The organism is Methylobacterium ajmalii, from assembly GCF_036448855.1.
Classification (GTDB): Bacteria; Pseudomonadota; Alphaproteobacteria; order Rhizobiales; family Beijerinckiaceae; genus Methylobacterium; species Methylobacterium ajmalii.
In genome coordinates this window covers 34,581-58,084 of sequence record NZ_JAZFXT010000025.1, presented here as the reverse complement: position 1 = coordinate 58,084, position 23,504 = coordinate 34,581, and the positions used below count along the sequence as shown (strand labels likewise).

Here is a 23,504-nt window from a genome sequence, read left to right as displayed (position 1 = left end):
ACCCGACGACCCGAGAGCATCGCACGATCGCGACGCGGTCGTGCGATGCTCGAGCGGATTCACGCCGCCCGGTTCGAGCGCTGTCCCCGTCGACGGTCGTGCGTCTCTCCTCCCCGGCCGATCTCGGGCCTGCCCGCGATCGGTCGCGCTTGCGGGGAGGGGCGGGCCGGACCCGCGCTCACACCGTCCGCCCCCCGTCGATCGGCATCTCCACGCCGGTGATGAACTCCGCCTCGTCGGAGGCGAGGAAGAGCGCCACGTTGGCGATGTCGGAGGCCCGCGACATCCGGCCGAGCGGGATGGTGGCGACGAACTTGGCGCGGTTCTCCGGGGTATCGGGCACGCCCATGAAGGCTTCGAGCAGGCCGGTCTCGCCCATCACCGGGCAGAGCGCGTTGACGCGGATCTTCCAGGGCGCCAGCTCGACGGCGAGCGACTTCGACATCAGGTTCACCGCCCCCTTCGAGGCGTTGTACCAGGTCAGGCCCGGACGGGGCCGGATGCCGGCGGTCGAGCCGACGTTGAGGATCACGCCGCCGCCGTTGTCGCGCATCGCCGGCGCCAGCGCCCGGACGAAGTGGAAGATCGATTTCACGTTGACCCGGAAGACCCGGTCGAAGGCCTCCTCGTCGACCTCCATCAGCGGCTGGTTGCGATGGGTGGTACCGGCGTTGTTGACGAGGATGTGGGGCGTGCCGAAGGCCTCGGTGGTGCGCGCGACCGCCGCCTGCACGTCCGCGGCGCTGCCGACATCGGCCGCGATGGCGATGGCCGAGGCGCCAATCTCGCCTGCCACCCGCTCGGCGGCGTCGCCCCGCAGGTCGAGCACCGCGACCTTGGCGCCCTCCGCGGCGTAGCGTTTGGCGATGCCCTCGCCGAACCCGCCGCCGGCGCCGGTGACGATCGCGACCTTGCCGTTGAGCCTCATGAGACAATCTCCTTGCGTCACGCGGCCGAGATCTCGCCGCGCTCGATCTGGACGGTGGTGTCGACGAGCGCCCGCAGCAGGTCGGGGCTGCTCTCGGTGATGAGGATCGCGACGTCGGGGAGGGCGGCGCGCAGGCGGGCCAGCGCCTCGGCGTAGCGGAGCGCCAGCGCCGGGGCGAGGCCCTGGAACGGCTCGTCGAGAAGGACCGCCCTCGTGCCGACCATGAGGGCGCGGCCGAGCGCCACCATCTTGCCCTGGCCGCCCGACAGGCCCGCCGCCTTGCGGGGCGCGAAGTCCTTGAGCTCGGGCAGTAGCGCGTAGACGGAATCCAGTCGGCGCGAGACCTCCGCCTTGGGCAGCCCGAGCACCTGGGCCGGCAGGAGCAGGTTGTCCTGCACCGTGAAGCTGCCGAAGAGCTTGCGCTCCTCCGGCGCGTAGCCGATGCCGAGCCGCGCGCGGTGATGGGCCGGCACGGTGCCGGCCTCCCGCCCGTCGAGGACGAGCCGGCCGGCCTGGAGGGGCAGGAACCCCATCAGGGCGCGGAGCGTCGTGGTCTTGCCGGCACCGTTGCGGCCGATCAGCGCCACGCGGCCGCCCGGCGGCACGGCGAGCGAGACGCCGCGCAGCACCGGCGCGCCGGCGATCGCGACCGCCGCTCCCTCAAGCCGCAGCATGGGCGCCTCCGTTCGGCGCGATGCCGATCACCGTACGCTGCACCTCCGGATCGTTGAGGATCCGGGACGGGGGCCCGAGCGCCGCGATCTTCCCCTGACCCCACACCGCCACCCGGTCGGCGAAGCGCCCGACCACCTCCATGTCGTGCTCCACGAACACCGCCGTCACGCCCGCCTCGCGCAGGACCCGCACCAGGGTCTCGACGATCGCCATCTTCTCCGCCGCGGCGACGCCGCTCGTCGGCTCGTCCATCAGCAGGAGGCGGGGGCGGAGCGCCACCGCCATGGCGATGTCGACGAGCTTGCGTGCGCCCTCGTTGAGGGCGTCGGCCCGCACGTCGGCGATGCGGGTGAGGCCGAAGCGCGCGATCAGCTCCGCCGCCTCGTCGCGAAAGCGCGGGCGCAAGAGCGGGGTGAGCACCGACCACACGCCCTCGCGGGCAGCGACCGCGAGCGCCACGTTCTGCAGCACCGTGTGCTCGGTGAAGAGCTGCGGCAGCTGGAAGCTGCGCGCGACCCCGAGCCCGACGATGCGCCGCGGCGACAGGCCGAGGATCGGCTTGCCCTCGAAGGCGATCGAGCCGCCTTGGGGCTTCAAGTAGCCGGTCGTCATGTTGATGAAGGTGGTCTTGCCGGCGCCGTTCGGGCCGATGATCGCCAGGAACTCGCCGGCCTCGACGTCGAGGTCGATCCCGTCCGCGGCCTTGAGCCCGCCGAAGGCGAGGCGCAGGTCGCGGGCCTGGAGCAGCGCGGTCATGCGGGCCTCCGGCGGCTCGTGATCATCCCCCACAGCCCGCCCGGCGCGAACACGATGACGGCGAGCAGCACGAGGCCGAGCACCAGCTGCCAGGCATTGGCGAAGGTGGCCGCGGCATAGACCCGGGTCAGCTCGTAGGCGGCCGCCCCCAGGAACGGCCCCAGCACGCTGCCGGCTCCGCCGAGGATCGCGATGAAGACGAGCTCTCCGGACGTGGTCCAGTAGCTGAGCGCCGGGGTGACGTGCCGGGTGGTGAGCGCGATGATCGCGCCGGCAAACCCCGCCATCACGGCCGAGGCGACGTAGGCGGCGAGCAGCACGCGCTTCGGCGACACGCCCATGAAGTCGAGCCGGGTCTCGCGGGTCTTGATGCCGGCGAGCGCTTCCCCGAGCGGCGAGGCGAGCGCCACCCGCACGAGTGCGCCGCAGGCGAGGGCGAGCACCAGCGCCATGCCCAGCACCGTCCATTCGCCGGCTTCCCCCGCGAGCGGCCGGCCGAGGAACGTGACGGGCGGGAGCCGGATGCCGTCGGCGCCGTGGGTGAGCGCGTAGAACTTCTCCAGCACCGAGTAGAACACCATGCTGAGCGCGAGATTCAGCATGCCGAAGAAGATCTCGCGGTAGCGCACCACGAACAGGCCGATCAGCAGGCCGACGATCCCGGCGAGCAGGGCCGCGGCGGGAAGCAGCAGCAGGGCCTCCGGCACCACGACGGCGCCGAACGCCACCGTGTAGGCGGCGAGCGCGAGGTAGAGCGCGTGGCCGAAGCTGACCTGGCCGGCCCGCAGCAGCAGCAGGATGCCGAGCACGGCGAGCCCCTTGGCGAGCGCGATGGTGAGCACGAAGCGCAGCCACGGCACCGCGTAGGCGAGGACGAGGATCAGGACGGCGCCGACGAAGGCCAGCAGGGTCTCGGAGCGGCGGGTCATCGCGCGGCGCCTCCGAACGAGAGGATGCAGGTCATATCCGCCGGGTCTCCGCCACGCCGAACAGGCCTTGGGGCCGGAACAGCAGCACCGCCACCATGATGGCGTAGGGCACCACCACCTCGAATTCGGGCGCGACGTAGACCGCGAAGGACCGGCCGAGGCCGATCAGCAGGGCCGCCACCGCCGCGCCCTCGATCTGGCCGAGGCCGGCGGTCGCCACCACCGCGAAGGAGAGGACGATGGTCGAGGCGCCCACCCCCGGCACCAGCGAGACGGTAGGCGCCGCGAGCGCGCCCCCCAAGGCCGCGAGCGCTGCGCCGACCGTGAAGGTGAGCATCGTCACCTTGGCGGCGTCGATCCCCATGGCCCGGGCCGCCTCGCGGTCGACCGTGACCGCCACGACCATCCGGCCGGTGAGCGTGTAGCGCAGCACATAGGCCAGGATGGCGAGCGTCGCGAGGGCGACGCCCGGCAGCACGTAGAGCTGATAGGCGGTGAACGGGATGACGTCCTGGCCGAACGGCACGTCGACGGTGCCGAGCCACTTCAGCGGCGCGTCGAACACCACCGGCTGCACGCCCCAGACCAGCTTCTGCAGGTCCTCCAGGATCATGAACAGCGCGAAGGTGACGAGGAGCTGCAGCACCGGCTCGCGGTCCTGCATCCGGCGCAACAGCAGCCGTTCGATCAGCGGCCCGAGCACGACGCCGACCAGCACGGCCGCCGCGAGCAGGATCGGCAGGCCGAGCCAGGGCGGTGCGCCGAGCGAGGCCGCGAACAGCCCGATCGACGCCGCCGCGTAGCCGCCGATGGCGTAGAGGCTGCCATGCGCCACGTTGAGCACCCGCAGCACGCCGAACACCAGGTTCAGCCCCACCGCCACCATGAAGACGGCGGCGGCGTAGGACAGCCCGTCGAGCAGGGCCAGCCCGACGAGGATCCCGTTATCGGAGAGCCAAGCCATCGATAGCCAAGCCATCAGCTCTTGAAGGCCTGCGCCTGCGGGAGCTTGGCCACGATGTCGGGGGTCAGCGTCTTGAGCCAGTCGGCGCTCTTCTGGCCGACCGGCGTCGTCACGGATTCGGCCGGGAAGACGATCATGTCGGTGAGCACCGGGAACGGATACTTGTCCGAGTGCAGCGTCGTGCCGATGAGCTGGTTCTCGAGGCCCTGGCCGTCCTCGCGGATGCGCACGCTGGCGGTGGGCGAGGGGAATTCGAGGCCCTTGAAGGCGGCGGCGAGCTCCGCATCGGTCGGCCAGCCGCCGCCCTTCGCCGCCACCGCCTTCTCGATGCCGGCCTTCATCGCCGAGACGGCCTGGGCCATGTGGAAGCACGGATAGATCGGCCAGGCATTGTACTTGGCGCGGTAGGATTCGCTGAAGCGCTTCAGCCGCTCCGGATCGGTCGGGGAGGGGTGCAGGAACCAGTGGTCGCCGCGCGCGCCGACGATGTGGCCGGCCGGCAGCGCCTTGCCGACCCGCTGGAGCGAGGATTCGGCGAGCGGCATCACGAAGGTCGCGCGCTCGAACAGCTTGCGGTCCGAGGCCTGGCGGATCAGCGCGTCGAGGTCGCCGCCCCAGGAGGTCGACAGCACCACGTCGGGCCGCAGCGCCAGCACGCGGGTGATCTCGGTCGAGAAGTCGGTGGCGCCGAAGCGCGGAAACAGCTCGGCCGAGACCTTCACCCCGGGCTTCAGGGTGTTCATCGCGGTGCGGAAGATGTCCCAGGAATCGCGGCCCCAGGCGTAGTCCTGGTTGATCACCGCGATCGACTTGAAGTCGGGTTTGACCTTCAGGAGGTAGAGCAGCGCCGCTAGGATCTCCGGCGTCGCGTTGGCCTGGGTGCGGAAGGCGTAAGAGTAGCGATTGTCCTCGAAGATGCGCTGGGTGCCGCAATCCCACAGCAGCGTCGGGCGCTTCAGCTCGTCGGCGAGCGGCGCGCAGGCGATGCAGTCGGCCGACGAGATCGCCGCGAAGATCAGGTGCACGCCCTCCGACTGGACGAGGCGGCGATACTCGCCGACGACGTGGTCGACGCCCGGACCCTCGTCGACGAAGATCGGCCGCACCTTCACGCCGGCGATGCCGCCGGCGGCGTTGATCTCGTCGAACAGCATCTCGGCGGTCTGGCGGCCGGGCACGCCGAAGACACTGGCCGGGCCCGACAGGTAGGTGGCGATGCCGACCTTCAGCTCGGCGGGCTTCGCCGCGCCTTGCGCCCAGGCTCCCGCGCCCGGCAGCATCAAGCTTCCCGCCACGGCGCCCGCCCCGATCAGCGCCTCGCGCCGCGTGACGATCCCGTCACGACCCGTCCCGGCCATGCCTTCCTCCCTGACTTCGTGCGCGGGCCGGCCCCTCTGGAACTGGCGTCGGGGGCCTGGCCGCGGGCGGGATCATGGGGGCGCGGTGACCTCCTGTCCAATAGCTTGTTCGCCCACGAGCGAGAGGTTCGAGATATGGGAGTGGGCGGCGCCCTCGCCCGCGGCGGCAGCGGGCCGCCGTCAGGGGAGCGGGTTGTCGTCGTAGATCGCTGCGAGCGTCAGCGTGACGCCGATCTCCGGCAAGTCGACCGACTCGGTACAGGCGGCGGGCGACAAGCCGCCCGCCGGGCTTCGGCGATGCACCGTCACCGCGCGCCAGTCCTGGCGCACCAGCACGACGCACCGAATCGAGGTCACGGCGGCGGAGGCGGCGAGCTTCGAGGCCTGGCGCCGCGGCGTGTCGCTGGGGGAGAGGACCTCGAACACGACGAGCGGTGAGGGCGTCACGCAGAGGTCGTGTCGGCCGTCGTCGGGAGCGACGAGGATATCGGGCGCCACGGTGCGGGCCCCGCCCGGCACCGGCACCTGGCTCGGGCCGGACGGGCGCCAGGGGCTGCCGTGACGACGCCTGTGCTGCCGCAGGCTCTCAAGGATGTTGGTCTGGATCCAGTCGTGCCGCCGCGTCGGCTGGGCGTTCATCAGCGGCACCCCGTCGGCCAGCTCCCAGCGCTCCCCGGCCGGCCGCTCGGCGAGGAAGGCCAGGAAGCCGTCGAGGCTCATCGGAGGGTCACGCGTCTCGGCGGCGCGCATGGCGGGCGCTCCCGTACATCCCCGGCGAGGATACCACGTCTCACGCCAGCCGGAACGCCCGGACCAGCACGGCGGCCCGGGCCGGGCGCAGGCTGTGCAGGGTGCCGACGAGCACCAGCCGGTTGAGCCAGGCATGCGGCCCCTCGGGCGCCGTCATTTCGATGGTCGAGAACCGGTAGTCCGGCGCGCCGTCGCGGCCGGGATCGATCAGGACCTGGTTGCGGACGGTCAGGATCGCCCCGTCCTCGGCCTGCATCTCGTAGAGGGCGTCGAGGCGCCGGACGCCGTCCTTGCGCACGAGCTGCCGGTCGGCGCCGCCGGACAGCACCGTGCCGCGGATCCGCGGCCCCTGGAAGCGCCCGCCGGTGATCGGCACGATGCTGCGCTCGCCGAGCGGGGAGTCGCCGAGGGAGACCAGCGGGGCGATCTCGACCACGGCCTCGTAGACGAATTCCGTGCGCGGCGCCACGAGCGGCAGGTCGGAGAGGGGGCCGGCAGGAGGGGCGGGCGCCTCCGCGGCCGCGGCCGGTCCCGAGAGGCCGAGACCCGCCAAGGCGGCACCGGAGAGTGCGGCACCGGAGACGAGCAGGGCCCGGCGGTCGGGGTGCGGCGCGGCACGGTCCGGCATGGCGATTCTCTCCCTGGTTCTCGTCTCCGACGATCATGCGCCCGGCCGGCAATCGGCGACAATGGGGCAGGCCTCCTGCCGCAGGGTTCCGAACGACGAATCGCCACGGCCGCGCTTGACGGGCTCCACCGGTCCGGGCCGAGTGGCGGACGCGGAGCCGGGCCGGACACGCGACGGCCCGGCGGATCTCCGGGGCAGGGGGGTGCCGATGGGACGTTACGTCAAGCGGAGAGCGCAACCGCGCCGGCCGTTCCTCGGCTCCGCCCTGGTTCTCTCCGCCATGGTTCTCTCCGCCATGGTCCTCTCCACCATGGTCTTCTCCGGGCAGGCGCTCGCCGGGCCGCTCGCCTGCGGCGACCTCGCCGGGCTCGCCCGTCCGGACCTGCGCATCGACCGGGCCGAGGCGGTGCCCGCCGGCACCCTGCCGGCCGACAACCCGGCCCGTGCCGCGCTCACCGGGGCCGCGCGGGCGAAGGCGGCGCTCCCGGCCCATTGCCTCGTCGAGGGCACGATCGACCCGCGCACCGGCGTCGGGGGCGTGCCCTACGGCACCGGCTTCCAGCTGCGCCTGCCGGAGGCGTGGAACGGCCGCTTCCTGTTCCAGGGCGGCGGCGGGCTCGACGGGGTGGTCGGCGAGGCTTTGGGCGCGATCCCGGTCTCGGGGGCGACGGCGGCGCCGGCCCTGCTGCGGGGCTACGCCGTGGTCTCGACCGATTCCGGCCATCGCGGCCGCGACAACGCCGACGCCGCCTTCGGCCTCGACCAGCAGGCCCGGATCGACTTCGCCTACGGGGCGGTCGGCACCGTGACGCGGGAGGCCAAGGCGCTGGTCGCGGCCCGCTACGGCCGGCCCCCGGCCAAGGCCTACTTCATGGGCTGCTCCAACGGCGGCCGCTCGGCCCTGATGGCGGCGACGCGATTTCCCACCGCCTTCGACGGCATCGTCGCCGGTGCCCCGGCCTTCCGCCTGAGCCGGGCCGCCCTCGGCCAGATCTGGGACACGAGGAGCTTCCTCGACGCCGCTCCAAAGGACCCGGAGGGCCGCCCGATCCTCGCCGAGGCGTTGAGCCCCGCCGACCTGACCCTCGTGGCCGACGCGGTGCTCAAGGCCTGCGACGCCGCCGACGGCCTCGCCGACGGGTCGGTCGAGGCGGTCTCCGCCTGCCGCTTCGATCCGGGAAGCCTCGCCTGCCCGGGGGAGAAGACCGCGACCTGCCTGAAGCCCGCGCAGGTCGAGGCCCTGCGCCGCGCCTTCGAGGGCGCCCGGGACGGGCAGGGCCGCCCGGTCTACGCCTCCTGGGCCTGGGACCCGGGGATCGCGGCGCCGGGCTGGCGAGCCTGGAAGCTCGGCACCTCGCGGACCGGGACGGCGAACGCCCGCAACGTGACGCTCGGGCCGGCCGCGATCGCGAACTACTTCCTCACCCCGCCCGATCCGGGCTTCGACGCGCTGCGCTTCGACTTCGACCGCGACATCCCGCGCATCGCCGAGACCGCAGCCCTCAACGACCCGACCGGCACCTTCCTGTCGACCTTCACGGCCCGCGGCGGGCGGCTCCTCGTCTACCAGGGCGTAGCCGACCCGGTCTTCTCCGCCCGCGACCTCGTCGATCACTGGCAGGAGCTCACCCGCCACAACGGCGGCGCGCAGGACCTGTCGGCCTCGGCGCGGCTCTTCCTGGTGCCGGGCATGACCCATTGCGGCGGCGGGCCGGCGCTGGACGACTTCGATCCCCTGAGCGCGATCGAATCCTGGGTCGAACGGGGCGAGGCCCCCGACCGGCTCATCGCCCGCGGCACGGCCTTCCCGGGCCGCACGCGCCCGCTCTGCCCGTTCCCGCAGGAGGCCCGCTACCAGGGCGGCGAGCCCGACCGCGGCGAGAGCTTCGCCTGCCGGGCACCCTGACGAACCCGGAGGTTTCGCGCGGCGGGCTTAACCCGCCCGCAAGCCCGGCCCGTTACGCAGGAACCTCGCGCGGCGCGGTTCGGAGCGGCGGAATGGCGGCCGGGGCATCTCTCGGCGAGGCGGAGGCCGGCGGCAGTGCCGGCACCGCGCTCGCGGTGTTCGGCGTGCGGATCGCCGCCGCGGGCTGCGCCTTCGTGGCCCAGGTGCTGATGGCCCGGCTGATGGGCGGCGAGGAATACGGGATCTTCGCCACGATCTGGGTCTGGACGGCCCTGCTCGGCCATGCCTCGACCTGGGGCCTGTCCCAGGCCGCCTGCCGCTTCCTGCCGACCTACCGGGCGCAAGGCGCCGCCGGGCCGGAGCGGGGCTTCCTCGTCTTCGGCGCCGTCTTCTCGCTCGCCGCCGCCGCGATCCTGGCGGCCGCGGGCGCCGGCGCGCTCTGGCTCCGGCCCGGCCTCGTCGGGGACGCCTATCGGGCCCCGGCGCTCATCGCCGCGCTCGTGCTGCCGCTCTTCGCGCTGCAGGATTTCTGCGAGGGCGTGGCGCGGGGCCGCAGCTGGACGCTGCTCGCGGTCGCGCCGCCCTACCTCCTGCGCCAGGGCCTGATCATGGCCTTGATGCTGGCGGCGGTCGGGTTCGGCGCGCCGGCGGAGGCCGGGATCGCCGTCGCCTGCACGCTCGCCGCCACCGCCCTGTCGCTGGCGATCCAGGCCGGGATCCTAGCGCGGCGCCTGTGGGTCGAGCGGCGGCCTGGCCGGGCGCTCTACCCGCGCGGCGAGTGGCTGCGCGCCGCGCTGCCGATGGCGCTGATCGATCTCGCCGGCTCCGGCTTCAACTTCGTCGACGTGCTGGTGCTCGGCTTCCTGCTGCCGCCGGCGGAGGTCGGCGCCTATTTCGCGGCGACGCGGCTGCTGCAATTCGTGGTCTTCGTCCAGTACGCCGCCTCCTCGGTCACCGCGCAGCGCTTCGCGGAAGCGCAAGCCCGGGGCGACCGGCCCGGGCTCGAGGCCCTGGTGCGGCGCTGGTCGCGGCTGACGCTGCTGGCGACGGTCGCGACCGGGCTCGGCGTGGTCGGGGCGGGGCCGTTGCTGCTCGGCCTGTTCGGGCCCGAGTTCCGCGCCGCCCTGCCGCTGCTCGCCATGCTGGTGGCCGGCCACGGGCTCGCCGCCGCCTGCGGGCCGGCGGAGGATCTGCTGACCATGCTGGGCGGCGAGCGCGCCTGCGCGGCGGTGACCGTCGGGCTCCTCGCGGTGGCGGTTCTCCTCACCCTGGCGCTGGTGCCGCTCCTCGGGCTCACCGGCGCGGCGCTGGCCGCGAGCCTCGTCACCGCGGGGCGCGGCGCCGCGCTGGCGCTCCTGGCCCATCGCCGCCTCGGCCTCCTCACCCCGGCCTTCGTCCGATGAACGCGCCCGTGATCCCCCTGCCGACGCCCGAGACGACGACAGAGACGGCGACGACCGCAGCGGCGATGACCTGCACGGTCACGACGCTCGCCGCCCTCTCCCGCGATCCCGCCGCCTGGGACGCCCTGGTGGCCGGCGCCGACCGGCCGACGCCCGACTATTCCCGGCGGGCGATGGAGGCGCATCGCGACCACGGCCTGGCGCCCGGGGACCTGCCCTGCCTGGCGGTCCGGCGCGGCCCGCATCTCGCGGCCTTGCTGCCCTACCGGATCGGGCGCGGGCCCCTCGGGTGGGGCCGGGTCGCGCGGCCCTTCGCATCCCCGTACCTCACCGTGACGGCGCCGCTGGTGGTCGCCGGCCCCGACGGCGCGCCGGCGCTCGCCGCGCTCGCGGCCGGAATGCGCGGCCTCGGCTGCCCGTGGTGGTGGCCGCTCCTTCCCACCGGGGACGGGGCGGGGCCGGCCCTCCTCGCGGCGCTCGCCCGCGACGGCTGGAGCCGGGCGGAGGTGTCCGGCTTCGACCGCCCGGTCCTCGACCGGCGCGCCAGCCACGACGCCTTCCTGAAGGGCCACCCGCACAAGGGCCGGCTCAAGGACCTGCGCCGGCGGCGCCGCCGGCTGGAGGAGGCGGGGCTGCTCACGGTCGAGGTAGTCGGGCCGGACGGCGACCTCGCGGGCGCGGTGGCGGAATTCCTCGCCCTGGAGAAGCGCGGCTGGAAGGGGCGGGCGGGTACCGCGCTCGCCTGCCGGCCGCAGACCGCGGGCTTTGCCCGCGACGTCTTTCGCGCCGGCGACGGGCCGGTGACGGCGCGCGCCGACCTCCTGCGCCTCGACGGGCGGGTGGTCGCGGCAAGCCTCGCCCTCGTCTGCGGCGGCACCGCCATGCTGCTCAAGACCACCTACGACGAGGACCTGCGCCAGCTCGCTCCCGGCGTGGTCCTGGAGGCCGAGATCGTCCGGGCCCTGCACGAGACCCGCTTCGCCGACCGGCTCGATTCCGCGACGCTCGCGAGCGCGGTGCTGGACGACCTCTACCCCGAGCGGACCCGCATCGCCGAGACGATGCTCTCGCCCCCGGGCGGTCCCGCACCTTCGCTGCTCGTAGACCGGGCGAGACGGCAGCACGCCGCCAAGGCCTGGCTCAAGGCGCGGCTCGCCCGCCTGCGCCGGCGCTGAGCTCGGCCTCGCGGGCTGCGTCGGTCCCGGGGACCGCGTCGGTCTCGCGCCAGCCGACGCGGGCCTGGGGCCTCGCATCGGTCGAGGCGAAGTAGGGCTTGATGTCGAGGAGCGGCGTGCCGTCGAGGCAGTCGAGCCCGCGCACCCGCAACGAGGCGCCCTCGATCCCGAGAAGGTCCACCACCGAGACGGCGATCGGGTTCGGCCGGGCCGGCGAGCGCAGCGCGAAGGTGCCGCGGGGCGCCGGGGCGTGGCGGGGCTGCTGCGCCACGAGGTTCCGGGGCGCCCGGTCCATCCAGTAGAGCACGATCAGGTGGGTGGTGCCGGACAGCTCCCGCAGGGCGGGGGCGAAACGCGGGTCGACCTCCAGGGTGCAGACCGCGTCCGACTGGGCCGAGTTGCGCGGGCAGTCGGCGCGCGCGGTCCAGGGCGTGCGCACCCGGCCGACGAAGTACAGCCCGGCATCGTAGGCCGCCGGCAGGTCGACCGTCTCCTCGCCCGGGCGCGGGCCGAATTCCGTCTCCGCTGCGCTCATCGCGTCACCTCGCTCCTCGAAACCCGCGGGATCCGGGTCGCCCCGGCGCGGCACCCGGTATAGGCTGGCGCGCAGGGCATCAGGGAGACCGATCGCGTGTTCGCCGACGAGCTGAGACCGATGGAGACGGTGGCCGACCCCGAGACGGCGGTCGATCGCTTGGCGAGCCTGCACACCGCCGCCACCGGGAGCCTGCGGGACGCGCTGAACCGCTTCCTCGCCGAGGGCGTGCCGCCCGACTCGGCAGAGCGGCTGACCTTCCGCTATCCCGAGCTGCGCCTGACCTACCGGCCGACCGGACCGATGCCGCGGATCACCCGCGCCACCGCGAAGTTCCAGGGCCCGGGCGTCTTCTCCACCACCCTGACCCAGCCCGGGCATTTCCGCGCCTACCTGCTCGAGCAGCTGCGCCCGCTGGTGCAGGATTACGGCGCCACGATCGAGGTGGGCCTGAGCGCCCAGGAGATCCCGTACCCCTACGTCGTCGAGCCCGGGGCGGAGCTCGCCCGCGGCGTCACGTCGAGCGACCTCGCACGCCACTTCCCGACCCCGATGCTGTCGAGCGTCGGCGACGAGATCGCCGACGGGCTGTGGCTCGACACCGACGACGAGGCGCGCCCGCTCGCCCTGTTCGACGGGCCGCGGGTCGATTACTCGCTGCGCCGCCTCGTGCACTATACCGGGGCCGACTGGCGCCAGATCCAGCCCTGGATCCTGCTCACCAACTACCACCGCTACGTCGACCAGTTCGTGCGCGTCGGCCTCAAGGCGCTCGTCGCCGAGCCGGAGCGCTACGCCCGCCTGGTCCTGCCCGGCGGCGTCTCGGTCGAGGCCGGGGAGGCGGCGGGCATCGAGGCCGACGCGCTCATCGCCGCCTCGCCCTGGCACCGGTTCCAGATGCCGGCCTACCACCTCGTCGCCCGGGACGGGCAGGGCACCAGCCTCGTCAACATCGGCGTCGGGCCGTCGAACGCGAAGACCATCACCGACCATCTCGCGGTGCTGCGGCCGCATTGCTGGCTGATGGTCGGCCATTGCGGGGGCCTGCGCCAGTCGCAGACCATCGGCGACTACGTGCTGGCCCACGGCTACCTGCGCCGCGACCGGATCCTCGACGAGCTGGTGCCGCCCGACGTGCCGATCCCGGCGCTCGCCGAGGTCCAGGTCGCGCTCCAGGAGGCCGCCGCCAGCGTCACCGGCGAGCGGGCCGAGGCCCTGAAGCAGCGCCTGCGCACCGGCACCGTCGTCACCTACGACGACCGCAACTGGGAGCTGCGCTGGTCGCAGGAGCGGCGGCGGATCAACCTATCGCGGGCGATCGGCGTCGACATGGAGAGCGGCACCATCGCGGCGCAGGGCTACCGCCTGCGGGTGCCCTACGGCACGCTGCTCTGCGTCTCCGACAAGCCGCTGCACGGCGAGATCAAGCTGCCGGGCGCCGCCAACGCCTTCTACGAGCGGGCGGTGGGCGAGCACCTGCTGATCGGGCTCGCCACCCTCGACGCCCTGCGGCGCAACCGGCACGGCCTGCACTCGCGCAAGCTGCGCAGCTTCGACGAGCCGCCGTTCCGGTAACGGTGACCCGCCGCATGGCCGCCCTGCCGATCTCGAACAGCCGCCACGTCGCCGTGGCGGAGGGCGACGCGACCCGCGTCGTCGCGGTGGCCGACCTCGCCGCCTCCCTCGGGGCCGAGGCGCTGATCCGCCTGCACGAGGCGGATTTCGCCGCGCTCGCGGCGGTCGGCCGGGACCTCGTCCACTTCAACCTCGAGCGCACGATCAACCGGGCCGGCACCCGTTACGCGCTGGTGCCGATCGTCCGGCCCGGGCGGCGCCGGCCCGGCGGGCCGGAGGAGCTGCCGGTCCTCGACCCGACCCGGTTCCGCACCGGCCTGTGCGTCGCGGTGCGCCAGGGCGTGCCGGTGGCCGAGGTGCCGGCGCCGCTGTTCGCGATCTCGCTGCCGACGATCCGGGATGCCGACGCCCTCGCGGCGGCCCTGGTGCGCCGCTACGCCGAGCTGTTTCCCGATCTCGGCCCGGCCGAGATCGTCGGGCGGGGCTGCGCGGTCACGCGGCTGCGGCTCGACCGGCCCTGACAAGATTCCGCGCGCCGCGCGCAAGTCCACGGAGGCCGTTCCGGCGCGGCGCAGACCGGGATCGTCCAGTCGATCGATGACTTTCCCGGACAGATCGTCCACTACCGAATGATTCGGCAGGTGTATTTTACCGGTTCGCAACCGTGAGACCGGCACGGTGGCCCCGTCGCGATCGGATGCGGGCCCTCCATGCTGCAGACCGCCGGAACCCTGCTCGCCCTGCATGACGGGCGGCTCATCGGCCTGTCGGTCCTGATCGGCGTGCTCGCCTCGATCACCATGGTCGACCTGCTGCAGCACGCCCGCGCCGCCGCCGGCACCAGCCGGGGAATCTGGCTCTCGACCGCCGCGGTCGCCGGCGGGTTCGGGCTGTGGGCGAGCCAGGTCATCGCCCAGGCCTCGATCCGCCCGGCCGCCGACCTCCTGCGCCACGGCGGGATCCTGCTCCTCGCCCTCGTCCTGATGGTCGGCCTCGCCGGGACCGGCCTGCGGGCCGCCGTCTCGGCCCCGCGCCGGGTCGGGCCGGCGCTCGGCGGTCTCCTCCTCGGCTCCGGCCTCGCGGCGGTCGGTGCCGCCTTGGCGGCGAGCCTGCCGGGCGCGGGGTCGCCGGCGTGGCTGGCGGCCCTCGGCCTCGCGGCTGCGGGCGCCGTCGCCCTGTCCGGCCTCACCCTCTCCCTGAGCCTGCGGGAGAGCCCGGCGGGCCGCATGATCGGCGCGGTGATCCTGGCCGGCGCGGGCGCGCTGCCGCACGTCGCCGGGCTCGCCGCCGCCGGCGGCCGGATCGCGCCCGTGCCCGTCGACGGCGAATTCGCCGCCTCGCTGGGCTTTGCCAGCCTGACGCTCCTCGTCCTCGTCTTCGCGGGCCTGACCCTCGACGGGCGGATGCGCCGCCGGCGCGAGGCGCAGGAACTGATGCACAGCCTCGCGGATGCCGCGGTCGAGGGGCTGGCGGTGGTCGAGGCGGGCCGCATCGTCACCGTCAACACCAGCCTCGCCGAGCTGATCGGCCGGGCGCCGGCCGCGCTGGTCGGCCGGTCGATCGCCGAGATCCTGCCCGCGGCGACGATGCGCCAGCTCGATGCCGGCCCGGTCGGGCGGGTCGTCGAGGCCGAGCTGACCGGGGCGGACGGGACGACGCGGCCGGTCGACGTGATCCGCCGCCCGCTCGGCAGCCGGCCCTGCCACGCCATCGCGTTCCGCGACCTGCGGGCGCGGCGCGAGGCCGAGCGACACATCGCGTTCCTGGCCCATCACGACACCCTCACGGGGCTTCCCAACCGCGCGACCTTCCGCGCCCGCCTGGACGAGGCGATCGCCTCGTCGCGGGATTCCGGCCGGATGGTGGCGGTGCTCTGTCTCGACCTCGACCGGTTCAAGGACGTCAACGACCTCTACGGGCACGCCATGGGCGACGGGCTGCTGCAGGCCCTGGCGCGCTGGACCGCGCCGTCGCTCGGGCCGCGCCAGGTCATGGCGCGCCTGGGCGGCGACGAGTTCGCGATCCTGATGCCGGGCGTCTCGGGCGCGGCGGATGCGGGCCGGCTCGCCGAGGAGATCCTGCGGGTGATCCGGGAGGGCAACGCCCGGGCGGGGAACGGGCCGCTCCTGGCGATCAGCATCGGCATCGCGCTCTGCCCGGACGACGCGCAGGACGGCCAGACCCTGCTCAACCACGCCGATGCCGCGCTCTACTGCGCCAAGAGCCAGGGGCGGGGAACCTTCCGCTTCTTCGAGCCGGTCCTGGCCGCGCGGATCCGCGACCGCCGCGCCCTCGAGCACGACCTGCGCCACGCCGTCGAGCGGGGCGAGCTGCAGATGGTCTACCAGCCGCAGACCCGCGTCGAGAGCGGCGCGATCGTGGGCTTCGAGGCGCTGCTGCGCTGGCACCATCCCGAGCGCGGCGCCGTCTCGCCCGAGCTGTTCATTCCGATCGCCGAGAAGACCGGCAGCATCCTCGCCATCGGCGAGTGGGTGCTGCGCGAGAGCTGCCGGGAGGCCGCCTCCTGGGACAAGCCGCTGCGCATCGCCGTCAACGTCTCGCCGGTCCAGCTCCACGCCCCGGGCTTCGCCGAGCTCGTCCACGAGGTCCTGGTCGCCACCGGCCTGTCGCCGGCCCGGCTCGAACTGGAGATCACCGAGACGGCGCTGATCCGCGATCCCATGCGGGCGCTCGCCACCCTGCGGCGGATCAAGGCGCTCGGCGTCCGCATCGCCATGGACGATTTCGGCACCGGCTACTCGTCGCTGTCGAACCTGCGCGCCTTCCCGTTCGACAAGATCAAGATCGACCGCTCGTTCATCCGCGCCGTCGACGTGAACCACGAGACCGCCGCGATCATGAGGGCGGTGCTGGGGCTGGGTCGCGGCCTCGGCCTGCCGGTCCTGGCCGAGGGCGTCGAGACCTCGGCCGAGCTCGCCTTCCTGGGCGCCGAGGCCTGCCAGGAGGCGCAGGGCTACCTCCTCGGCCGCCCCGGCCCGATCGCGCATTTCGCCGAGCACACCGCCTCGACCGGCGAGGCCCCGGCGGGGACGGCCGACCCGGCGGCGACGCCCGACGGCACGAGCGCGGCCGCCTGAGGCGGAGCGCCTCAGTCGATCCGCCGCAACCCTTGCGCGAAGCGCTTGGCGTTGGCGACGTAGCGGTCGGCCGAGGCGCGCAAGCCCGCCACCGCCGCCTCGTCGAGCACCCGCACCGCCTTGGCCGGGGCGCCGACGATCAGGCTGTTGTCGGGAAATTCCTTGCCCTCGGTGACGAGCGCGTTGGCGCCGACGAGGCAGTTGCGGCCGATCTTCGCCCCGTTGAGGATCGTCGCGCCCATCCCGATCAGCGAATTGTCGCCGATCGTGCAGCCGTGCACGATGGCGCCGTGCCCGACCGTGATGCCCTCGCCGAGGGTGAGCGGGAAGCCCGCATCGGTGTGGAGCACCGCGCCCTCCTGGACGTTGGTGCGGTCCCCGACCGTGATCGGCTCGTTGTCGCCGCGGATCACCGCGCCGAACCACACGCCGACCTCGCGGCCGAGCCGCACCCGCCCGATCACGTGGGCATCCGGGGCGATCCAGGCGCTGGCATCCTCCGGCACGACCGGGCTGACGGTGTCGAGGGCGTAGAGCGGCATCGGATCCTCCGGGTGGTTTGTCCTCCCTTTCGCATGGCGGGAGGGCGGCGTCAGCCCGGAGCGGGGCGGCTCACACCGAGCCGACGGTCTTCAGCCGCGCCCGCGGGTGGATCTCGGCCTGGCTCATCACCGGGGTCTCGCGGCGGAAGCGCTCGATGATCGAGCGCACGAAGGGCCGGGCCTGGACCGAGGTGACCAGCACCGGCATCTCGCCGATCCGGGCCGCCTCCTCGAAGCGGTCGCGCACCGTGGTGACGAAGTCCGACAGCTTGGAGGGCTGCATCGCGAGGTGGCGATCGTCGCCGTGGCCGACGATCGCCTCCATGAAGGCGGTCTCCCAGGCCGGCGAGAGGGTGATGATCGGCAGGACGCCGCCCGGCCCCTGGTACTGGGCGCAGATCTGGCGGCCCAGGCGGGCGCGGACGTGCTCGACGATGTCGCGCGGGTTCTTGATGTGGCCGGCGACCTCGGCGATGCCCTCCACGATGGTGCCGAGGTCGCGGATCGAGACCCGCTCGGAGAGCAGGTATTGCAGCACCCGCTGGATCCCCGTGGTGGCGATCTGGCTCGGCACCACCTCCTTGAGGAGCTCGCCGTGCTCCTTGGGCAGCTCCTTCAGGAGCTTCTGCACCTCGACGTGGTTGAGGAGGTCGGAGACGTGGGCCTTGATCACCTCGGTGAGGTGGGTCGAGACCACGGTGGCGGCGTCGACCACGGTGTAGCCCTTGAGCTGGGCCTCGTCGCGCAACGCCGCGTCGACCCAGGTCGCCGGCAGCCCGAAGGTCGGCTCCATCAGGTGCTGGCCGGGCAGCTGGACCTGCCCGCCCATCGGGTCCATCGCCATGAACTGGCCCGGGAAGATCTGGCCGGTGCCGGCCTCGATCTCCTTGACCCGGACCACGTAGGTGTGGGCCTCGAGCTGGACGTTGTCGAGGATGCGCACCGAGGGCATCACGAAACCGAGTTCCGCCGCGAGCTGGCGGCGCAGAGCCCGGATCTGGTCGGTGAGGCGGTCCTGGCCGGCCGGCCCGTTGACGAGGGACAGGAGGGCGTAGCCCATCTCGAGCTTGAGGTCGTCGAGCTTGAGGAGGTCGGCCGCCGTCTCCTCCTTGGCCTCCGCGGCGGTCGCCTCGGCGGCCTTGGCCTCCGCGGCGTCGGCCTGCGCGGGGGTCGGCAGGAGGGCGATGCGGCGGGCGAGGTAGGCGGCGCCGAAGCCGAGCGCGAGGAACGGCAGCATCGGGATGCCGGGCAGGAGCCCGATCAGGATCATCACCGCGGCCGACATGCCGAGCGCCTTGGGGTAGTTGGCGATCTGGCGCCCCAGCGCCCGGCTCGCCGGACCGCGCACGCCGGCCTTGGAGACGAGGAGGCCGGCGGCGGTCGAGACGACCAGCGCCGGGACCTGGCTCACCAGGCCGTCGCCGACGGTCAGCAGCGTGTAGGTCTTGCCGGCCTCCGCGAAGGTCAGGCCCTGCTGGGCGACGCCGATGATGATCCCGCCCACCACGTTGATGACCGTGATGAGGAGCGCCGCGATCGCGTCGCCGCGCACGAATTTCGAGGCGCCGTCCATGGCGCCGAAGAACGAGGATTCGTCCTCGAGCGACTGGCGGCGCGACCGGGCGGTCTTCTCGTCGATGAGGCCGGCCGAGAGGTCGGCGTCGATCGCCATCTGCTTGCCGGGCATCGCGTCGAGGGAGAAGCGGGCCGCGACCTCGGCGATGCGCCCCGAGCCCTTGGTGATGACGACGAAGTTCACGATGATCAGGATCGCGAAGACGATGATCCCGATCAGGAAGTTGCCGCCCATCACGAAGTGGCCGAAGGCCTCGATGACGTGGCCGGCCGCCGCCGTGCCCTCGTGGCCGTGGCCGAGGATCAGCCGCGTCGAGGCGAGGTTGAGCGCCAGCCGCAGCATCGTGGTGATGAGCAGCACCGTCGGGAAGACCGTGAACTCGAGCGGGTTCTCGATGAACAGGCCGGTCATCAGGATCAGGACCGACAGGATGATCGAGACCGCGAGCAGCAGGTCGAGCAGGAGCGCCGGCAGCGGGAAGATCAGCACCACCAGGATGGCGAGCACCGAGACCGCCAGCACCAGGTCGCTGCGCCGCGTGAGCGCGACCAGATCCGCCCGCGACGGCAGCGCGAAGATGCGGCCTGCGCCGAGGGCCCCCGTCTCGCTCATGTCGATCCCACACCCCACCGCCACCCGGCAATTCCTGCCGGGTTCATGGTTAGGGAATGGTTAATGCGGCTGGAGAGGGCCGTCGCGACCGGACTCGGCGGCACGCCGCGCGAGCGCCCCTCCCATAATAATCCACCCGCCGACGGAACGATTTTACCGACCCGATTTTGTGCATCGCATCATGGCGCGCAATGTAATCCTGCGGAAATCGGAACAAGCTCGACGGTTCCCTCTCTATTGTCCGCAATAAGACCGATCCACGACGCTCCTCCTGCGGAACCAAGACGCGCGGCAATGATTGAGATGGCATCGATCGCTCAGACAAGGTTCGAGGAGACCATGCGCAAGACCCTCATCACCCTCGCGGCCCTCGGCATGCTCGGCGCCGGCGCGGCGCAGGCCCAGACCACCGTGACGGGCGATCCGGCCCGCGACGCCAAGCCCAGCACCCAGTCGCAGGGCCAGGAGGCGGTGACCCGGCCCAACACCGACATGATGGACAAGAACAACCCGGGCTCCACCGGCACGGTCGCCACCAACGCCAAGCTCGAGCCCGGCGCCAACAGCTTCACCGAGGCCCAGGCCCGCAGCCGCATGGAGCAGGCCGGCTTCAAGGACGTGAAGGAGCTCAAGAAGGACGACCAGGGCATCTGGCGCGGCCAGGCCATGCAGGCCGGCAACACCGTGATGGTCGGCCTCGACTTCAAGGGCAACGTCTCGACCGCCCGGTAAGGCGGTCCCTCGCAGCTGCCCTCCCTCTCCCCGAACACAAGGACGATGCCCATGGCGACCCGTACCCTCACGGCCCTGTTCGACAGCTACGACGACGCCTCCGCGGCGGTGCGCAAGGTGGAGGCGGCCGGCGTGCCCCACGCCGACATCAGCATCGTGGCCAACAACCAGGGCGACCGCTATTCCGGCCACCTCGGCATGCGTGACGGCACCACCACCACGACGACCGGCGAGACCGCGCACGACGCCACGAACGGCGCCGGCGCCGGCGCGTCGGTCGGCACCGTGCTCGGCGGCGGCGCCGGCCTGCTCACCGGCCTCGGCCTGCTCGCCATCCCGGGCGTCGGCCCGGTGGTCGCCGCCGGCTGGCTCGTCGCGACGCTCGCCGGCGCCGGCGTCGGCGCCGCGGCGGGCGGCCTGATCGGCTCGCTCACCGGCGCGGGCCTCAGCGAGGAGCACGCCCACAGCTACGCCGAGGGCGTGCGCCGCGGCGGCACCCTGGTGACCGTGCGGGCCGACGACACCCATGCCGACCGTGTCTACTCGATCCTCAAGGAGCACGGCTCGATCGACATGGATGACCGCGCCAAGACCTGGCGCCAGGACGGCTGGACCGGGCGGCACGACGAGACCGCGCCCTCGCTGACCAACCCGGCGGCGGTCGCCGGCGGCTCGTCGGCGGTCGGCGCGGCCGGCAGCACCACCACCGGCCTCAACACCGGCGGCATGCCGTTCGCCGCGGGCGCCGCGCCGACCGCCCGGACGGTCGATGCCGGCCTGCCCGGCACCACCCGGGAGCGGGGCCTCGGCCTCGAGGACGAACTGCCTCCGGCCCGTCAGACGCTCGGCACCGAGCGTCGCTGATCCTAGCGATCGATCATCAGTGAGGAACGCGGCGGCGGGGGCGACCCCGCCGCCGCTTCCGTGAGGCCGGGCTTCCCTTCGGCCTCTCCGCCGCACCGGCGCTGGTGCGCCCGGGCCTTCCTCCTCTACAGTACCGGCAACAACCGGACCGGGAGGAAGTCATGCGCCGGATCGCCGTCCTCGTCGCCCTCGTCTGCGCGGGGCCTCTCGTCTGGGCGGGTCCGCTCGCCGGCCCGGCCCACGCCGAGGAGCCGCCGGCCTTCCGGGTCGATCCGGCCTGGCCGAAGCCGCTGCCGAACAACTGGATCATGGGCCAGGCCGCGGGCGTCGCGGTGGATGCCCAGGACCACGTCTGGGTGATCCAGCGCCCGCGCACCCTGACCGACGACGAGAAGGCCGCGAGCCTCACCCCCCCGCGCACCCGCTGCTGTGTCCCGGCCCCGCCGGTGCTGGTGTTCGACCAGGACGGTACCCTGATCAAGTCCTGGGGCGGGCCCGGCGAGGGCTACGACTGGCCGCAGAACGAGCACGGCATCCACATCGATCACAAGGGCTTCGTCTGGCTCGCCGGCAACGGCGAGCAGGACGGCCAGATCCTGAAGTTCACCCAGGACGGCCGCTTCGTGATGCAGATCGGCAAGTCCGGGCCGCAGACCGACAGCCGCGACACCACGCGGCTCGGCCGCCCGGCCAACATGCAGGTCGACCCGGAGACGAACGAGCTCTACGTCGCCGACGGCTACTACAACCACCGGGTCATCGTGTTCGACGCCGAGACGGGCGCCTTCAAGCGGATGTGGGGCGCCTACGGCGCGCCGCCGACCGACGAGGCGCTCGGCCCCTACGACCCGGCGGCGCCCTTGCCCCGGCAGTTCCGCAACCCGGTCCACTGCATCCAGGTCGCCCGCGACGGCCTCGTCTACGTCTGCGACCGCACCAACGACCGGGTCCAGGTGTTTCGCCGCGACGGCACCTTCGTGAAGGAATTCACCGTCGAGCCGCAGACCCGGGCCAACGGCTCGGTCTGGGAGCTCGCCCTGTGGCCGGACGAGGCGCAGAGCTACCTGATGAACGCCGACGGCGCCAACAACGAGGTCCGCACCCTGCGGCGGGAAGACGGCGCGGTCCTCGGCCGCTTCGGCCGCAACGGCCGGATGGCCGGCGACTTCCACTGGGTGCACAACCTCGCGGTCGATTCCCGCGGCAACGTCTTCACCACCGAGGTCGATACCGGCAAGCGGGCGCAGAAATTCCTGCTCCAGGGCAACATGGTGCTGCGCAAGCGGACGCCGTGAGGGCGCTCACCCGTCCGAGGCCGCCGGTCCGGCGAAGTCCGCCGCCCGCTCGGCGAGGTCGTCGAGGTTGCGGCGCAGCTGCTCCAGGGTGAAGGCGAGCCAGAAGATCCGGCCGACGCCGTCGGTGGAGAGCGTCCGGGTGACCTGGCGCCGGCGCATCCCGTCGATGGCCTCGCGGTAGCCGGCGATCGCCGCCACGAGGTCGGCGCCGTCCCGGTCCGGCCGGCGCCCGGCCGAGAGCGCGTCGGCGAGGTTTCGCAGGCGGGACGCCGCGGCGGTCGCGGCCCTGTCCCAGGCCTCGGCGAGGTGGACCCGCAGCACGTCCTCGTCGGCCTCCGCGATGGCGCGGCGCAGCAGCACGAGGTCGTGGCGCAGCCGCGTCAGGGTGCGCAGGAGCGGGTCCGGATCGGGGGCGGCGGAGAGCCGGCTGCGGCGCTCGCGGGCGGCCTCGCCGGCCAGGGTCTCGAGGCGCGAAAGGCTGCGCCGCACCGCCGGCGGCAGGGCCTTCGCCTCCGGCGTCTCCTCCACGTCGAGGCGGGCGAGCGCCGCGAGCTGGCTCGCCAGCAGCCGGGCGAGGCCGGCCGCCTGGCCGGTCACCGCCCGGGCGGCCCGGGCCGGCGCGACCAGGAGCGAGACCGCCAGCCCGATGACGCAGCCGAGCCCGATCTCCAGGATCCGGTCGAGGGCGAAGGCGAGGGGGCCGAGCGTCGAGCCGGTGGTGGACAAAAGCACGATGATCGCGGTGATCGGCGCGATGCGGAAGCCCGCCGAGACCGCGGCCGCGAAGGTGAGCGGTGCGACCGCGACGACGAGGGCGAGCAGCGTCGAGGCGCCGCCGTGATGCGGCAGCGCGAAGGCGACGGCGCCGCCGTAGCAGGCGCCGAGCACCGAGCCGAGGAACCGGTCGAGGGCGGCCTTGAGCGAGCCGCCGACGCTGCTCTGGGTGACGATGAGGGCGGTGATGACGGCCCAGTAGGCCTGCGGCAGCCCGAGGGACTCGGCGAGCAGGAAGGTCGCGAGGCTCGCCGCGGTCATCCGCAGGCTCTGGGTCAGCCGCGGCCGCTGGCGTGCGAGGAGGCGCAGGAGAGGAGACGGGCTGTCCGACGAAGAGGCCATGGGCGCGGTGAGAGCCGGTGCCGGCCCCGCGAGTCAACCGCCTGCGATCGTTCGACCTGTGGCCGGGGCGTCATCCGGGCTTTACCG

The 23,504-nt window shown here is 73.3% G+C and carries 20 protein-coding genes and 1 pseudogene; 9 read left to right on the top strand and 12 right to left on the bottom strand.

What is annotated here, in order from left to right; all coding sequences use genetic code 11:
* Positions 1–178: 178 nt before the first annotated feature.
* From V3T34_RS11430 to V3T34_RS11395, 8 genes are all read right to left on the bottom strand, one after another.
* A complete protein-coding gene (locus V3T34_RS11430) occupies positions 179–928 on the bottom strand; it encodes an SDR family oxidoreductase (RefSeq protein ID WP_305077864.1) in 750 nt (249 codons plus the stop codon).
* Between the two features lie 17 nt (positions 929–945).
* On the bottom strand, positions 946–1,602 hold the full coding sequence (locus tag V3T34_RS11425; RefSeq protein WP_305077865.1) for an ABC transporter ATP-binding protein: 657 nt from the start codon (positions 1,600–1,602) through the stop codon (positions 946–948).
* A complete protein-coding gene (locus V3T34_RS11420; protein WP_305077866.1) occupies positions 1,589–2,359 on the bottom strand; it encodes an ABC transporter ATP-binding protein in 771 nt (256 codons plus the stop codon). The genes V3T34_RS11425 and V3T34_RS11420 overlap by 14 nt, the downstream gene beginning before the upstream one ends.
* Positions 2,356–3,288 (bottom strand): branched-chain amino acid ABC transporter permease, encoded by a 933-nt coding sequence (locus V3T34_RS11415; protein ID WP_305077867.1) that lies wholly within the window; start codon positions 3,286–3,288, stop codon positions 2,356–2,358. Before V3T34_RS11415 ends, V3T34_RS11420 begins: the two co-directional genes overlap by 4 nt.
* A gap of 31 nt (positions 3,289–3,319) precedes the next feature.
* Positions 3,320–4,252 carry a branched-chain amino acid ABC transporter permease gene (locus V3T34_RS11410; RefSeq protein WP_305077868.1) on the bottom strand — a complete coding sequence of 311 codons (933 nt, stop codon included), beginning with the start codon at positions 4,250–4,252 and terminating at the stop codon, positions 3,320–3,322.
* A gap of 14 nt (positions 4,253–4,266) precedes the next feature.
* Positions 4,267–5,610, bottom strand: a complete 1,344-nt coding sequence (locus V3T34_RS11405; RefSeq protein WP_305077870.1) for an ABC transporter substrate-binding protein — start codon at positions 5,608–5,610, stop codon at positions 4,267–4,269.
* A gap of 180 nt (positions 5,611–5,790) precedes the next feature.
* On the bottom strand, positions 5,791–6,330 hold the full coding sequence (locus V3T34_RS11400) for a Uma2 family endonuclease (protein WP_331369168.1): 540 nt from the start codon (positions 6,328–6,330) through the stop codon (positions 5,791–5,793).
* Between the two features lie 70 nt (positions 6,331–6,400).
* Positions 6,401–6,988 (bottom strand): DUF3237 domain-containing protein, encoded by a 588-nt coding sequence (locus V3T34_RS11395; protein ID WP_305077872.1) that lies wholly within the window; start codon positions 6,986–6,988, stop codon positions 6,401–6,403.
* Between the two features lie 280 nt (positions 6,989–7,268).
* On the opposite strand from V3T34_RS11395, the gene V3T34_RS11390 reads away from it, so the two are divergent.
* The 3 genes from V3T34_RS11390 (at position 7,269) to V3T34_RS11380 (ending at position 11,472) form a co-directional block, all read left to right on the top strand.
* The gene (locus tag V3T34_RS11390) at positions 7,269–8,894 is read left to right on the top strand and encodes a tannase/feruloyl esterase family alpha/beta hydrolase (RefSeq protein ID WP_331369167.1); all 1,626 of its coding nucleotides are present in this window, start codon (positions 7,269–7,271) and stop codon (positions 8,892–8,894) included.
* A gap of 92 nt (positions 8,895–8,986) precedes the next feature.
* A complete protein-coding gene (locus V3T34_RS11385; protein ID WP_060847579.1) occupies positions 8,987–10,297 on the top strand; it encodes a lipopolysaccharide biosynthesis protein in 1,311 nt (436 codons plus the stop codon).
* Positions 10,294–11,472: a GNAT family N-acetyltransferase gene (locus V3T34_RS11380; protein WP_407942694.1), complete on the top strand. Its 1,179-nt coding sequence runs from the start codon at positions 10,294–10,296 to the stop codon at positions 11,470–11,472. The genes V3T34_RS11385 and V3T34_RS11380 overlap by 4 nt, the downstream gene beginning before the upstream one ends.
* On the opposite strand, the gene tsaA is transcribed toward V3T34_RS11380, so the two are convergent.
* On the bottom strand, positions 11,438–12,007 hold the full coding sequence (gene tsaA / locus V3T34_RS11375) for a tRNA (N6-threonylcarbamoyladenosine(37)-N6)-methyltransferase TrmO (protein ID WP_305077874.1): 570 nt from the start codon (positions 12,005–12,007) through the stop codon (positions 11,438–11,440). The genes V3T34_RS11380 and tsaA overlap by 35 nt on opposite strands.
* 96 nt (positions 12,008–12,103) lie before the next feature.
* On the opposite strand from tsaA, the gene V3T34_RS11370 reads away from it, so the two are divergent.
* The 3 genes from V3T34_RS11370 to V3T34_RS11360 all read left to right on the top strand — a co-directional run bounded on the left by V3T34_RS11370 (position 12,104) and on the right by V3T34_RS11360 (position 16,680).
* Positions 12,104–13,582 (top strand): AMP nucleosidase, encoded by a 1,479-nt coding sequence (locus V3T34_RS11370; RefSeq protein WP_091887983.1) that lies wholly within the window; start codon positions 12,104–12,106, stop codon positions 13,580–13,582.
* Between the two features lie 14 nt (positions 13,583–13,596).
* Entirely contained in the window at positions 13,597–14,103 is a 507-nt protein-coding gene (locus V3T34_RS11365; RefSeq protein ID WP_060847580.1) for a hypothetical protein, read from the top strand.
* 189 nt (positions 14,104–14,292) lie between these two features.
* Positions 14,293–16,680 (top strand): putative bifunctional diguanylate cyclase/phosphodiesterase, encoded by a 2,388-nt coding sequence (locus tag V3T34_RS11360; RefSeq protein WP_305077875.1) that lies wholly within the window; start codon positions 14,293–14,295, stop codon positions 16,678–16,680.
* 11 nt (positions 16,681–16,691) lie between these two features.
* Here V3T34_RS11360 and V3T34_RS11355 read toward each other — a convergent pair whose 3' ends face one another.
* Both V3T34_RS11355 and flhA read right to left on the bottom strand, forming a co-directional pair.
* Positions 16,692–17,222 carry a gamma carbonic anhydrase family protein gene (locus tag V3T34_RS11355; protein ID WP_060847582.1) on the bottom strand — a complete coding sequence of 177 codons (531 nt, stop codon included), beginning with the start codon at positions 17,220–17,222 and terminating at the stop codon, positions 16,692–16,694.
* 70 nt (positions 17,223–17,292) lie between these two features.
* A complete protein-coding gene (flhA, locus tag V3T34_RS11350) occupies positions 17,293–19,410 on the bottom strand; it encodes a flagellar biosynthesis protein FlhA (RefSeq protein WP_060849420.1) in 2,118 nt (705 codons plus the stop codon).
* Positions 19,411–19,749: 339 nt separating this feature from the next.
* Between flhA and V3T34_RS11345 the strand changes: the two genes are divergently transcribed.
* The 3 genes and pseudogenes from V3T34_RS11345 (at position 19,750) to V3T34_RS11335 (ending at position 22,301) form a co-directional block, all read left to right on the top strand.
* Positions 19,750–20,142, top strand: a complete 393-nt coding sequence (locus tag V3T34_RS11345; RefSeq protein ID WP_060847583.1) for a PepSY domain-containing protein — start codon at positions 19,750–19,752, stop codon at positions 20,140–20,142.
* 51 nt (positions 20,143–20,193) lie between these two features.
* Positions 20,194–20,760, top strand: a pseudogene (locus tag V3T34_RS11340) (hypothetical protein); the annotation flags it as partial.
* A gap of 407 nt (positions 20,761–21,167) precedes the next feature.
* Positions 21,168–22,301, top strand: a complete 1,134-nt coding sequence (locus V3T34_RS11335) for an NHL repeat-containing protein (protein ID WP_305077877.1) — start codon at positions 21,168–21,170, stop codon at positions 22,299–22,301.
* Between the two features lie 6 nt (positions 22,302–22,307).
* Here V3T34_RS11335 and V3T34_RS11330 read toward each other — a convergent pair whose 3' ends face one another.
* The gene (locus V3T34_RS11330; protein ID WP_091887975.1) at positions 22,308–23,417 is read right to left on the bottom strand and encodes an FUSC family protein; all 1,110 of its coding nucleotides are present in this window, start codon (positions 23,415–23,417) and stop codon (positions 22,308–22,310) included.
* Positions 23,418–23,504 lie beyond the last annotated feature (87 nt).